Below are 12,971 nucleotides of genomic sequence, written 5' to 3' on the forward strand. Positions count from 1 at the left end.
GTTTTTCCAGATGCTACAAACAATTAGAGCCACATTATCTAATGTGGCTCCTAGAAATCAAGAAAAACTGGTTGTTTATACAGTTAACATTCAACAATTCGTTGTGTGGCTATTTTCCTGACGAGATCTACAAGAACTCAACGAACTTTGAGAAGTCACGCTCTGGCGCTTTCATTGGCGTACAGCCCGGAGTACCTAGGTATAGGAAGCCAACAATTTCATCGTCGCCTTCTAGGCCGAAAGCTTGGTGCACTTCAGGGTGGAACATCCATTTACCTGAACGCCAAAAACCTTGGAAGCCTTGTGCAACTGCGGCCATTTGCATTGCTTGCGCAGCACAACCCGCAGACAGGTGTTGTTCGAACGCAGGCACTTTCTCGTGCTCAGTTACCTTTGCGATGATAGTGATCACCATTGGAGCTCGGAACGGCGCTTTCTTTACTTTCTCGATAACCGCTTCTTCGCTTTTATCCGCTTCAGCAGCACGAACCAAAATATCAGAGAGCTTTTGTAGCCCTGAACCTTGTGCGATAACAAAGCGCCACGGTGTCAGTGCACCGTGGTCTGGAGCTCGTAAACCTGCTTTGATGATATTTTCTAACGCGACACCTTCAGGTGCCGGATCAGAGAGTTTTGCGATAGAGCGTCTGTTGAGCAATAGATCCAAAGCATCCATTTGAAGTCCTTACTAATTTTTATTGTTTGTATAGTTGAACTGTAGCACAGAATACAAACGATAATAAATCTCAACGGCTGTCCAATTGACACAATAGTTCAAACAATACTGGAAACAATAAAGGCTCCTAAATCTATGACTTAGGAGCCTTATTTATCTGTCTAGTCCAAGCTTAGTTACCCGTCTAGTTCAGCTTATTGAACTTTCTGATTCAAACTTATCAAACGAGAACATTCTGTTTGTTGTTAGAGCTTAATCGCTAACTCAACACCTTGACGAATTGCGCGCACCGCATCCAGTTCACCCGCGTAATCGGCACCACCTATAACGTGCAGTTTGCCACCAAACTCTTGCCACATGTCTTCGAATGGACGAACCGAAACTTGGCCCGCACACACAATAACGGAATCGGCATCGAGTATCTGATCTTTCTTACCAACGCTGATGTGCAGACCTTGATCGTCAATCTTGTTGTAGCTCACGCCACCAAGTAAGTTCACACCACGTTTTTCTAGAGTGCGCTTATGAATCCAGCCAGTAGTTTTACCTGGGCCTTTACCCACTCGACCGGCTTTACGCTGCATCACCCAAACCGTTTTATCACTGAACGAATCAGGGTAAGGATAAAGTCCACCTGGGTGCTCCATATTCTTATCAATGCCCCACTCATGCAGCCAGTCGTCCAAGCTATGAGAAGTCGGCTCTGTCAGCATAGTTGCCACATCAATACCAATACCACCGGCACCAACAATCGCGACTTTTTCGCCTACTGGTGTCTTTTCACGAATCAAGGTTTGGTAGTCGACTACGTTTTCTTGATCTATCCCTTCAATATCAAGCTTTCTGGGTTCAACACCAGCAGCCATCACGACTTCATCGTACTTCAACAACATCTCAAACGTCGCTTCAGTATCCAGTTTTAAGTTCACGCCTGATGCATCTATTTGGTTAGCAAAGTAACGAATCGTTTCTCTGAACTCTTCTTTACCCGGAATCTGCATTGCCAATCTAAATTGTCCACCGATGCGGTCATTTTTCTCTATCAGATCAACCTTATGCCCACGCTGTGCCAACGTTGTTGCACAAGCTAAACCTGCTGGCCCAGCACCGACGACGGCAATGGTTTTGGTTGCTTGAGCTGGTTGCACAACAATTTCAGTTTCGTAACAAGCGCGAGGGTTCACCAAGCAGCTCGCTCGTTTGCCTTTGAATACGTTATCAAGACACGCTTGGTTACAACCGATACAGGTGTTAATGAACTGCGCTTGGTCTTGAGCGGCTTTATTAACAAAGTCAGGGTCAGCCAAGAATGGACGAGCCATTGATACCATGTCGGCCTGTCCTGAACTGAGGATACGTTCGGCCTCTTCTGGCGTGTTGATTCGGTTACACGTCACCACTGGGATCGACACGTATGGTTTTACTTTTTCCGTCACCCAAGAGAATGCCCCTCTTGGAACTTGTGTCGCAATAGTTGGGACACGAGCTTCATGCCAACCAATACCGGTATTAATAATGGTCACGCCCGCTTCTTCTAGCTTCTGAGCCAGAAGTACAACATCTTCGAATGTGCTGCCTTGCTCAACCAAATCCAGCATCGATAAGCGGAAAATAATGATGAAATCTTTACCCACCGCTTCGCGAATCGATTTAACGATCTCTAGTGGGAAACGCATACGCTTCTCGTAAGAACCGCCCCATTCGTCATAACGCATGTTGGTACGTTTACAGATAAATTGGTTAATCAAGTAACCTTCGGAGCCCATGATCTCTATGCCGTCATAGCCAGCAACCTGAGCTAGCTCTGCACTGTTGGCAAAAGCACCGATGGTCTTTTTAATTTGACGAGGGCTCATCTCACTCGGTGCAAACTTAGCGATTGGCGCTTTGATGCCCGAAGCACTTTGCGCGAATGGGTGCATGGCATAGCGGCCAGCATGTAGCAACTGAAGGGCAATTTTACCGCCATGCTTATGCACGGCCTCGGTAACAACTTGGTGAGCTTTAGCGTGCTTAACTTTACTGAACTCAGCACTAAATGGGGTCAATCTGCCACGTAAATTAGGAGAGAAACCACCGGTAACAATAAGGCCAACGCCTCCTTTTGCTCGCTCTTCATAAAACGCGGCAAGCTTGTGGAGGCCTTCTTTATTTTCTTCTAAACCCGTGTGCATTGATCCCATCAATACACGGTTACGTAATTGAGTAAATCCAAGATCGAGTGGTTCGAGTAAATGTGGGTACATGGCAGACATCACTTCTATTATTATATCCTTGTGGTCAGACCACAATATAACTCAATCACCAAAAGTTCAAACAACCGTTTACATTTTTGTAACACCGATCATAATGCAGGACGTATTAATCGTTCAGAAACCCCTAATATGACTACACTTAATGAGAATATATATCGATTAGCAATTCTTGGTGTAGTTTGAGCTAGGGAATTATCGTAGGATATCAAGCAGTTCATATTATTGAGATTAATGGTACTACAGCTTGTTAAAGCGACGTGATCTCACTGCGGAGACAGAATGAAAAAAATATTCAAATTTATAGGCATGATCTTTAAAGGGATTTGGAAGCTCATCACGTTTGTGCGTCTTGCGCTGGTTAACCTTTTCTTTTTACTCAGTATCGCCATCATCTACTTTGTATACTTCCACTCAGACACAACTCAACCCACTGTTCCACAGGAATCGGCTTTAGTACTTAACCTGTCTGGCCCTATCGTGGAGCAAAGTCGCTATATCAATCCGATGGATTCGGTCACGGGTTCACTGCTTGGCAAAGACCTTCCAAAAGAAAATGTCCTGTTTGATATTGTTGAAACGATTCGCTACGCCAAAGACGATGACAAGGTAACTGGTATCGTTTTAGCACTCAAAGAACTGCCAGAAACCAATCTGACCAAGCTTCGCTACATTGCTAAAGCGCTCAACGAGTTCAAAGCAACTGGCAAACCAATTTATGCGGTGGGTGACTTTTACAACCAAAGCCAATACTACCTAGCCAGCTACGCAACTAAAGTCTTCCTATCACCAGATGGTGGGGTTCTTCTTAAAGGCTACAGTGCTTACTCGCTATTCTACAAAACGTTATTAGAGAAGCTTGACGTAAATACACATGTATTCCGCGTCGGTACTTATAAGTCTGCAATCGAACCTTTCATTCGCGACGATATGTCAGACGCAGCGAAAGAGTCAGCTTCTCGTTGGTTAGGTCAACTGTGGGGAGCATACGTTGATGACGTAAGCAACAACCGCCAGATCGATGCTAAAACCTTGAACCCAAGCATGGACTCTTTCTTAAAAGACCTTGAGTCGGTTGATGGCGATATCGCAAAACTGGCAGAGAAGCTTGGTTTAGTTGACGAACTGGCAACTCGCCAACAAGTTCGTCTAGAGCTCGCAGACGTCTTCGGCAGTGACGGTCAAGACAGCTATAACGCGTTGGGGTACTACGAGTACCGTACAACCATGCTTCCTGACCTAACAAGTGAATCGCACGATGTCGCTGTAATTGTCGCTAGCGGCGCAATTATGGATGGCAAGCAGCCACGTGGCACCGTTGGTGGTGATACCACGGCCGCCCTACTTCGCCAAGCGCGCAACGACGACAAAGTAAAAGCGGTTGTACTTCGTGTAGACAGCCCAGGTGGTAGCGCATTTGCTTCAGAAGTTATCCGCAATGAAATAGAAGCGATCAAGCAAGCAGGTAAACCTGTTGTGGTTTCTATGTCTAGCCTGGCTGCTTCTGGTGGTTATTGGATCTCGATGGGCGCAGACAAGATTTTGGCTCAACCAACCACACTGACAGGCTCGATCGGTATCTTCAGTGTTATCACGACCTTTGAGAAAGGCTTGAACGATATCGGCGTTTACACCGATGGCGTTGGTACGTCGCCTTTCTCTGGTCTTGGTATTACAACTGGACTAAGCGAAGGTGCGAAAGACGCTTTCCAAATGGGCATTGAAAACGGTTACCGCCGATTCATCAGCCTAGTTGGAGAAAACCGTGGCATGGAAGTCGATGCTGTCGACAAGATTGCTCAAGGCCGAGTATGGACAGGGCAAGATGCAATCGAGAAAGGTCTAGTCGATGAAATTGGTGATTTTGATGATGCGATTACAGCTGCAGCTTCACTTGCAGAGCTTGAAACCTACAATATCTACTGGGTAGAAGAGCCTCTTTCAGCCACTGAGCTATTTATTCAAGAATTTATGAACCAAGTTCAGATGTCGATAGGCCTTGATATTCAGTCAATGATTCCAAGCAGTTTACAGCCTGTTACTCAACAGTTAGCTCAAGATAGCCAACTGTTAGGTAACTTTAACGACCCACAAGGCCGATATGCTTTTTGCTTAAACTGCCAAGTTCAATAAGATAAGCTCAACGCTTTGTTATCAAGAGGCGCCTCTGTGTGAGGCGCCTCTTTTTATTGCATGATAATTCGCTATAATCGCCCCCCCTGTTCCCTATATCACACTAAGTATTAATCGCCATGGAAAGAAAACACATCTATATCGCGTATACCGGCGGCACAATTGGCATGCAGAAGTCTTTGGACCACGGCTATGTCCCAGTCGCAGGTTTTATGGATAAGCAGCTAGCTGGCATGCCTGAATTCCATCGCCCAGAAATGCCTGAGTACACCATTCATGAATACTCTCCATTGATGGACTCTTCAGATATGACACCACTTGATTGGCAGACTATCGCTGATGATATTCGCGCGAACTACGATAAGTACGATGGTTTCGTTATCCTACACGGTACAGACACAATGGCTTACACCGCCTCTGCTCTGTCTTTCATGCTGGAAAACCTCGGCAAACCTGTGATTGTTACGGGCTCTCAGATCCCATTGGCAGAGTTACGTTCAGACGGACAAGCAAACCTGCTAAATGCTCTGCACATTGCAGCGAACTACCCGATCAACGAAGTGACACTGTTCTTCAACAACAAGTTGATGCGCGGTAACCGCAGTACAAAATCACACGCTGATGGCTTCAATGCGTTTACCTCTCCAAACCTAACTCCATTGCTAGAAGCGGGTATCAATATCCAGATCAGCAATAACGTTAAGGTAAACGAACAACCCGAAGGTGCTTTCAAGGTTCATAACATTACTCCGCAACCCATCGGTGTAATTACAATGTACCCAGGAATCTCGCATGAGGTGATTCGCAACACGCTACTACAGCCTGTAAATGCAATGATTCTGCTTACTTTTGGTGTTGGTAACGCACCGCAAAATCAAGAACTACTTCAACACTTAAAAGATGCCTCAGAACGAGGTGTGATTGTGGTGAACCTAACTCAGTGTTTGGCAGGTAAAGTCAACATGGGTGGTTACGCGACGGGTTGTGCACTAGCAGAATCGGGCGTTATCAGTGGTTACGATATGACACCAGAAGCGGCACTGGCGAAATTACATTATCTATTGAGCCAAGATTTAAGCTACGAAGAAGTGAAAGCTCAAATGCAACAAGTGTTACGCGGTGAGATGAGCTTATAAGCCTATCCTGCGATTCGTTTAGCCGAGGGCTTACCTTTAATCAAGCCCCTCACGTAAACCTGAACTAAATCGTATTATTGTTTATAAATAAACAGCTTAACTGTAAAAAAGGGGTGGCACTGTGTCACCCCTTTGTTGTAATTTAAGCCTAATGATTAGGATTAACTCTAACAATATCTTCTTGGTCGGACTTAAACTGCTTCTTTAGTTCAGACTTTGATTTAAAGCTAATTTCTCCGCCGGCTGCAATTGTCATATGTTGAGCTTCAGAGTTATGTTTCGATTGATACAACATAACCGCCTGCATACACGAGTCGCGCTGTTCTTTAGAGAGCGCCGTTCCTTCTGGCCATTTCCCCGTTTCAACTGCATAGTTTAAACGTTCGTAGACCTCGGGGGTCATTGCGCTAAGAAGTTGTTCTGCATCCATGGTAAGGCCTTAGTTTTAACAATTTTCACCAGAAAATAACCCGTATCAGAATTGAGTCAAGAACCTGACTGAAAATAAGTGTATTTGATCACAAGTGAAGGAATATGAAAATTATGAAATGGTTGGTACTAAGCCTATTGCCTTTCACTCTGGTTGGGTGTTTTGACGGGAACAAAAATACCGCTCAATTGTGCGAAAGCAACCCGTGGCTTCAGTGTGAAAAGTTAAATATGAACGACGGACAGTGCCGTGTCGCACGTACCGACCTCGTCTGGCATCGATTTGAAGCAAAAGAAAACCCCAGCGATACCAATAAGATTAAAGAATTCGAATTAGTCACTACTTACAAAAAGTGTCTAGAGCTTGCTGCACAGATCGAAACGATTGATCAATCCAAACTTCAAGAACGTCGCTTCATCTCCTTAATGAATAGTATCGAAGAGTCTGAACGTATTGTTGACGAACTCTCGCGATCAAATACCCCGGAAACGCTTTATTTTATGTGGTCACAAACTGGGGATACCAACGCAAGACGCAGTTTCCTGCAATTAGAAGGGACAGAAGCATTAAACACAGCAGAGATGCAATATGCGCTAGCCACTTTTTATACTACCCGTGACCATGAAAAGACGCTTAAGCTACTCAACAATGCGTTAACGCTTTCTAATGGTTCGAAGGTCAACACCGAGATCTTCAAATCGATGGCGAGTATCAACCACAGCCTTGGGCATATGGAAAAGGCGTACGTGTGGGCCATGGTAGCGAAAGAGTTTGATGTACCTATTGCTTCGGAAGCAGAACTTACCGTGTTGTACCGTTTCGATGAGTCAACATACGAACAACTAAATGAAGACGCGGACAATATAGTCGACGCTATTGAAGATGAGGTTTACAGCCCTTCGATTGTCCCTCGTTACTGATCGCACTGTTCTCGTTTTCTAGTCCAAACGTTCTATTCACGAGCTTTCAAAAAAACAGCTACCATCATGGTAGCTGTTTTTATTTGTACTAGAGATAACTCTGAAATACTTAACTCTTGGGTCGTTCAGTGTTAGTCGATCGGCAAATGCGACCTGTAAGGATTAAACAATAGTGACAAGTTATTTCGTACTTTTGTCATTTTTGTTGAAAATTAACGACACAGAATTAACACAGAACCGTTCACCGGTTGTCTTCGGACCATCAGGAAAAACGTGACCTAAATGGCTATCACAAGCGGTACAACGGATCTCTACACGCTTCATTCCGTGACTTAGATCTTCTATATAGCGTACTGCTTCATCATTCACTGGGGCATCAAAGCTTGGCCAACCGCACCCTGAATCATATTTGTTATCCGACAGAAACAAAGGGCTTTCACAGCATGTGCAGCTATAGACACCCGTCTTATGGTTGTGCAGTAACTTACCGCTATATGGGGCTTCGGTACCACGTTGACGACACACAGAAAATTCATCGTCCGTTAGGCGCTCACGCCAGTATTCATCAGGCTTTATCATATTTCCTCCCTTTTGAATCACGTTAATATCTCTCCACATTATCAGTTATTATATTTACTTTTTTCTATAAAGGCTTGCATATGAGTCGTTTTGTAGCACATACTTTCTCACCAGGAAACATTGTACATATACACTCATAAGTGAATCATCATTTAGAGGTATTTTACCCAACTGGAAGGGTACAGAGCCACTCGCAATGGTCAATTTTCAACCACTTACACCCAATTGTTAAGAAAAGCGTCGCTTTTTTTTGACATTAAACAAGTTAAGTCGGATTATCTATTGCAGATGTATACTGGATTCTGTAATTTTACTACCAGTTATCTTTAATCAGAAATTAAGTTGTGGAGCAACTACAATGACTATCAAAGTAGGTATTAACGGTTTTGGCCGTATCGGCCGTTTCGTATTCCGCGCAGCTCAAGAGCGTGCAGACATCGAAGTAGTAGGTATTAACGATCTAATCGACGTAGAGTACATGGCATACATGCTTAAGTACGACTCAACTCACGGCCGTTTCAACGGTACTGTTGAAGTTGAAGGCGGTAACCTAATCGTTAACGGTAAAACTGTACGTGTTACAGCTGAGCGTAACCCAGAAGACCTTAAGTGGGATGCTATCGAAGTAGACGTAGTTGCTGAAGCAACTGGTCTTTTCCTAACTGACGAGACTGCACGTAAGCACATCACTGCTGGCGCTAAGAAAGTAGTTCTTACTGGTCCTTCTAAAGATGCAACTCCAATGTTCGTAATGGGCGTTAACCAAGCATCTTACGCTGGTCAAGACATCGTTTCTAACGCTTCTTGTACTACTAACTGTCTTGCACCTATCGCTAAAGTACTTAACGATAAGTGGGGCATTGAGTCTGGTCTTATGACTACAGTTCACGCTACTACAGCAACTCAAAAAACTGTAGATGGCCCTTCTGCTAAAGACTGGCGCGGTGGCCGTGGTGCTTCTCAAAACATCATCCCATCTTCAACTGGTGCTGCTAAAGCTGTAGGCGTTGTTCTTCCAGAACTAAACGGCCTTCTAACAGGTATGGCTTTCCGTGTACCAACTGCTAACGTATCAGTAGTTGACCTAACTGTTAACCTAAAAGAAGCTGCATCTTACGAAGAAATTTGTGCTGCAATGAAAGAAGCTTCTGAAGGCGAAATGGCTGGCGTTCTTGGTTACACTGAAGACCAAGTAGTATCACAAGATTTCATCGGTGAAGTTCAAACTTCAGTATTCGATGCTAAAGCTGGTGTTGCTCTAACTGACAAATTCGTTAAAGTTGTATCTTGGTACGACAACGAAATCGGTTACTCAAACAAAGTTCTAGACCTAATCGCTCACATCTCTAAGTAATTTCTTTTTAGAAATAGCTTTAGATAAGCATTAGCGAAGACTGTTTTGAGCAGACTTTGAAAAAGGCGACCTTAGTGTCGCCTTTTTAATACCTGCTATCTTTTAAACAACTTCCGACTTCAATCCCGATCACCAAAACACTGAAATTCAATTCCAATACTGACTCTGCTTGTCACTCATAAAATCACAAGCACCCTAGCTCTAGTCAGCATTTGAATTCAATTTCCTTAGAAGGATCATGTAATGGATTTATCTACTCTACCTGCACTGGCGGTACTTTCTAACAACGTCACTATCGTTGAGCACGAAGGTGTAAAACTAGTTCGTGTTATCCACGATAAAGCAAACGCAGCGATTTCGTTGTTTGGCGGTCATGTGGTGTCATTTCAACCACAAGGTCAAGAAGACCTAATTTGGATGAGCCAACAAGCTAAATTCGACGGCAAAACGGCTCTGCGTGGTGGTATTCCAGTATGTTGGCCTTGGTTTGGTCGCATTGCAGCCCCAGCGCATGGTTTTGCACGTTCAAGCGAATGGCAATTAGTTGAGCACCGTGAAAGCGAAGCTGGCGTGATTGTTAGCTTAGGTCTGAAGCCAAGCGAAGAGACGCTAGCAGTATGGCCTCATCAGTTTGATGCACGTTTGAATGTTGAGATCGGCGAGCAGCTAAAAGTAACGCTGGACGTGAAGAACACGGATTCTCAGCCATGGACTTTCTCTGGTGCACTGCACACTTACCTAAACGTTGGCGATATTCACAACACAACCACAACGGGTATGGGTGCTGAGTACATTGATAGCCTACAAGGTGGCAAGATCTGCCAAGGTGGTGCTGAACTGGTACTGACTGACACGATTGACCGCGTTTACACGCAACCAGAAGCGCAAATCTTTGTTGCTGACAAAAAGCTGGATCGCACGCTAACGGTTGAAAACCACGGTCATAACTCCGCAGTACTGTGGAACCCGTGGGCGGAAGGGGCTGCAGGTATGGGCGACATGCAAGACGACGGTTACCTAACCATGATGTGTGTCGAGTCAACACTGCACGCACCAAGCCTAGAAGCAGGCAAAACGTTACAGCCTGGTGAAAGCCACCAGCTGATTACGATGATTGCTTCGAAATAAGCTTAAAGCTAGGCCAATTAGATTCGAAAATGCAGCCCATGAGCTGCATTTTTATTGCCCTAACCATCTCTATCTCTATCTCTATTCCCATGACCAGTTTGTAAGTTAACGCAGACAAAGCTTACCTACTCAGATTTAATACATTCCAAATTTCATTTCATATCTCATACGCCATAATTTATAAATATAACTATCAATTCATTAATTCTTATCAATTACTGCCTATGAATAAGTTCTTATGATAGGAGGCTCAATAACAAACTTATCTAAAACCACTTAACAACACCTCAATGAAGACAGGATAATGAATTCATGTTCGAGAAATACAAAAATCAAAGTGTTGGCTTCCAACTTAAGTTGGTCATTTTGCTGTGCTTACTTATCGCCTTTGGCTCTATCGCAACGCTCGTGTATCGCAATGCCTCACAAGTATTATTAGACAACACGTTAAGGGAACACCAATCCAAAGTAGAAGCGATGGCCAAAACCATATCTGGCCAATTCGATGCCTACCTGCATACCGCCAAAGTTTTAGAATCCACCTTTCGTAACGGTTACCTAGCAGGTGTTTATGTTGAGAATTACGACGTTGAGTTCAACGGTCATTCCATTCCTAACCTGACTCAATATGGTGAGAGCCTAATCAACGACACTAAACTCGTTGATAGCTTTACTCGCGACACCGGCGCTGTAGCAACCCTATTTGCCCCATTTGGCGATGACTTTATTCGCGTGTCTACTTCTCTTAAAAAACCGTCAGGGGAACGTGTTGTTGCCACAACGTTAGGCAAGGATCATCCTGGCTATAACAAACTCAAAAATGGCGAAGCTTATTACGCGCAAGTGAAGCTCTTCGGCCAACGCTACATTACCTACTACGCGCCTTTAACGAATGCACAAGGCAAAGTTAACGGTGTCTCTTTCATTGGTCTACCCGTAGAAGAGGCGACACAAAACCTGTTCGAGTCATTGCGTTCTGTCTCATGGGGCGATACTGGCTATACCATCATCGTTGACAATGAAGAAGAGCATCAAGGCCAGTACTTACTGCACCCTACTAATGCTGGAGGTGATAAATCTATTGTGGATGTTGCCGACTACGACGGTAACAAACCTTTCTATCAGCTCTTTGAGCAGCCATCCGGCTTGATTCTCTACCCTTTTGAGTATCAAGGAACAGTGGGCGAAAAATACCTCGTCTATACCGAAGTCCCGGGGTGGAATTGGAAACTACTTGGCGGCACATTTATTAATGAAGTCACTAAAGGCAGCGACGAACTGCTGAAACTTATCGCGATAATCGCGACCTTGATTGCCGCCGCTACCATCGTCGTATTAACGCTCGTATTGAACCGTACGTTGACGCCGTTAACGACTTTAAACGAATACATGATGCGCTTAGGAAAAGGCGAAGTCAGCTTACATATTCCAAACAACGGCAAACAGACTAAGAATGAAATCAGCAACCTAAATACCGGCGTTGCGAATATGGCTGCTCAATTGAATACACTCGTTGGAGAAATTCGTACGACCAGTGATCAAGTACAAAACAGCTCTAGCAGTGTGTCACAGGATGCTAGCCACAATCTGAGCCAATCTGACCGCCAGCAAGCACAGGTTGAGCAAGTCGTTACCGCTATTGAAGAGATGGCTACCTCGGCAGAATCTGTAGCGCAGCAAGTGAATAGCATTGCTGAAAATGTTCGCCTTGCAAATGAAGACAGCCAGAAAGGTTTAGAAGTCGTTGAAGGTGTGTGTATTGATGTTGCCCAGCTAAATGATCAATTAGACAAATCAGCATCGGCCATCGAGCAAGTGAGTTCTGATAGCGAAAGCATTCAAACCGTCACCAAGATGATTGATGACATCGCAGAACAAACCAACTTACTTGCGTTGAACGCTGCAATAGAAGCCGCGCGAGCGGGGGATCAGGGTCGTGGTTTTGCCGTGGTCGCTGACGAAGTAAGAACATTGGCTCATCGTACACAAACGTCAGTACAAGACGTAGTGAGCATCATCGAGAAGTTGAAATCTTCAACTAACAATGCCGTGAACCTGATGACACAAAGCCAATCGAATGCCAACCAAGTACTTGATAAAGCGCAAGAAGCAGGCACAGCCCTAGAGTCGATTGCCTCTCAAGTTGAATCTATTGCCTCTCAAGCTGAAACCATTGCTGCGACATCAGAAGAGCAAGCTCAGGTTTCTCAAGAAATAGCAGCGAACGCGCATGCGATCAGCGATTTGAACCAGCAAAGCCGTGAAACCAGCGCTAAGACTTCTCACAGTGCTGATGAACTTCAAAAACAAGCTGAGTCGTTAAAGAACCAAGTTAACTTCTTTAGCTAAAAACCGAGTTCACT

General features: G+C 44.5%; 10 protein-coding genes. 6 read left to right on the forward strand and 4 right to left on the reverse strand.

What is annotated here, in order from left to right; translation table 11 throughout:
• Positions 1 to 127: 127 nt before the first annotated feature.
• Positions 128 to 676: an NAD(P)H nitroreductase gene (locus ACED25_RS01190; protein WP_371694448.1), complete on the reverse strand. Its 549-nt coding sequence runs from the start codon at positions 674 to 676 to the stop codon at positions 128 to 130.
• Between the two features lie 245 nt (positions 677 to 921).
• Positions 922 to 2,931: an NADPH-dependent 2,4-dienoyl-CoA reductase gene (locus tag ACED25_RS01195; RefSeq protein ID WP_198592247.1), complete on the reverse strand. Its 2,010-nt coding sequence runs from the start codon at positions 2,929 to 2,931 to the stop codon at positions 922 to 924.
• A 279-nt stretch (positions 2,932 to 3,210) separates the two neighbouring features.
• Between ACED25_RS01195 and sppA the strand changes: the two genes are divergently transcribed.
• Together sppA and ansA are read left to right on the forward strand one after the other, a co-directional pair.
• Positions 3,211 to 5,061, forward strand: coding sequence for a signal peptide peptidase SppA (gene sppA / locus ACED25_RS01200; protein WP_012603508.1), 1,851 nt, complete (start codon positions 3,211 to 3,213; stop codon positions 5,059 to 5,061).
• Positions 5,062 to 5,180: 119 nt separating this feature from the next.
• Positions 5,181 to 6,197, forward strand: coding sequence for an asparaginase (ansA, locus tag ACED25_RS01205; RefSeq protein ID WP_012603507.1), 1,017 nt, complete (start codon positions 5,181 to 5,183; stop codon positions 6,195 to 6,197).
• A 148-nt stretch (positions 6,198 to 6,345) separates the two neighbouring features.
• On the opposite strand, the gene ACED25_RS01210 is transcribed toward ansA, so the two are convergent.
• Entirely contained in the window at positions 6,346 to 6,627 is a 282-nt protein-coding gene (locus ACED25_RS01210) for a YeaC family protein (protein ID WP_009848655.1), read from the reverse strand.
• 113 nt (positions 6,628 to 6,740) lie between these two features.
• Between ACED25_RS01210 and ACED25_RS01215 the strand changes: the two genes are divergently transcribed.
• A complete protein-coding gene (locus tag ACED25_RS01215) occupies positions 6,741 to 7,547 on the forward strand; it encodes a DUF2989 domain-containing protein (RefSeq protein WP_135381306.1) in 807 nt (268 codons plus the stop codon).
• Between the two features lie 180 nt (positions 7,548 to 7,727).
• Here ACED25_RS01215 and msrB read toward each other — a convergent pair whose 3' ends face one another.
• Positions 7,728 to 8,165: a peptide-methionine (R)-S-oxide reductase MsrB gene (gene msrB, locus ACED25_RS01220; protein WP_135381304.1), complete on the reverse strand. Its 438-nt coding sequence runs from the start codon at positions 8,163 to 8,165 to the stop codon at positions 7,728 to 7,730.
• 319 nt (positions 8,166 to 8,484) lie between these two features.
• Here msrB and gap point away from each other — a divergent pair, with 319 nt between their 5' ends.
• The 3 genes from gap to ACED25_RS01235 all read left to right on the forward strand — a co-directional run bounded on the left by gap (position 8,485) and on the right by ACED25_RS01235 (position 12,957).
• Positions 8,485 to 9,480: a type I glyceraldehyde-3-phosphate dehydrogenase gene (gene gap / locus ACED25_RS01225; RefSeq protein WP_009848658.1), complete on the forward strand. Its 996-nt coding sequence runs from the start codon at positions 8,485 to 8,487 to the stop codon at positions 9,478 to 9,480.
• A 243-nt stretch (positions 9,481 to 9,723) separates the two neighbouring features.
• Complete coding sequence (locus ACED25_RS01230) at positions 9,724 to 10,608, forward strand: D-hexose-6-phosphate mutarotase (protein WP_371694449.1); 885 nt, start codon at positions 9,724 to 9,726, stop codon at positions 10,606 to 10,608.
• A gap of 312 nt (positions 10,609 to 10,920) precedes the next feature.
• Positions 10,921 to 12,957, forward strand: a complete 2,037-nt coding sequence (locus tag ACED25_RS01235) for a methyl-accepting chemotaxis protein (protein ID WP_009848661.1) — start codon at positions 10,921 to 10,923, stop codon at positions 12,955 to 12,957.
• Positions 12,958 to 12,971: the final 14 nt, after the last annotated feature.

Origin of the sequence: Vibrio sp. 1F263 (genome assembly GCF_041439035.1) — a bacterium.
Lineage (GTDB): Bacteria > Pseudomonadota > Gammaproteobacteria > Enterobacterales > Vibrionaceae > Vibrio > Vibrio tasmaniensis_A.

What these genes read in the sequence shown, in the direction of transcription:
- gap (WP_009848658.1), top strand. Translation starts at nt 8,485, where the DNA reads ATGACTATCAAAGTAGGTATTAACGGTTTTGGCCGTATCGGCCGTTTC.
- ACED25_RS01235 (WP_009848661.1), top strand. Translation starts at nt 10,921, where the DNA reads ATGTTCGAGAAATACAAAAATCAAAGTGTTGGCTTCCAACTTAAGTTG.
- msrB (WP_135381304.1), bottom strand. Translation starts at nt 8,165, where the DNA reads ATGTGGAGAGATATTAACGTGATTCAAAAGGGAGGAAATATGATAAAG.
- sppA (WP_012603508.1), top strand. Translation starts at nt 3,211, where the DNA reads ATGAAAAAAATATTCAAATTTATAGGCATGATCTTTAAAGGGATTTGG.
- ACED25_RS01195 (WP_198592247.1), bottom strand. Translation starts at nt 2,931, where the DNA reads ATGTCTGCCATGTACCCACATTTACTCGAACCACTCGATCTTGGATTT.
- ACED25_RS01230 (WP_371694449.1), top strand. Translation starts at nt 9,724, where the DNA reads ATGGATTTATCTACTCTACCTGCACTGGCGGTACTTTCTAACAACGTC.
- ACED25_RS01190 (WP_371694448.1), bottom strand. Translation starts at nt 676, where the DNA reads ATGGATGCTTTGGATCTATTGCTCAACAGACGCTCTATCGCAAAACTC.
- ansA (WP_012603507.1), top strand. Translation starts at nt 5,181, where the DNA reads ATGGAAAGAAAACACATCTATATCGCGTATACCGGCGGCACAATTGGC.
- ACED25_RS01215 (WP_135381306.1), top strand. Translation starts at nt 6,741, where the DNA reads ATGAAATGGTTGGTACTAAGCCTATTGCCTTTCACTCTGGTTGGGTGT.
- ACED25_RS01210 (WP_009848655.1), bottom strand. Translation starts at nt 6,627, where the DNA reads ATGGATGCAGAACAACTTCTTAGCGCAATGACCCCCGAGGTCTACGAA.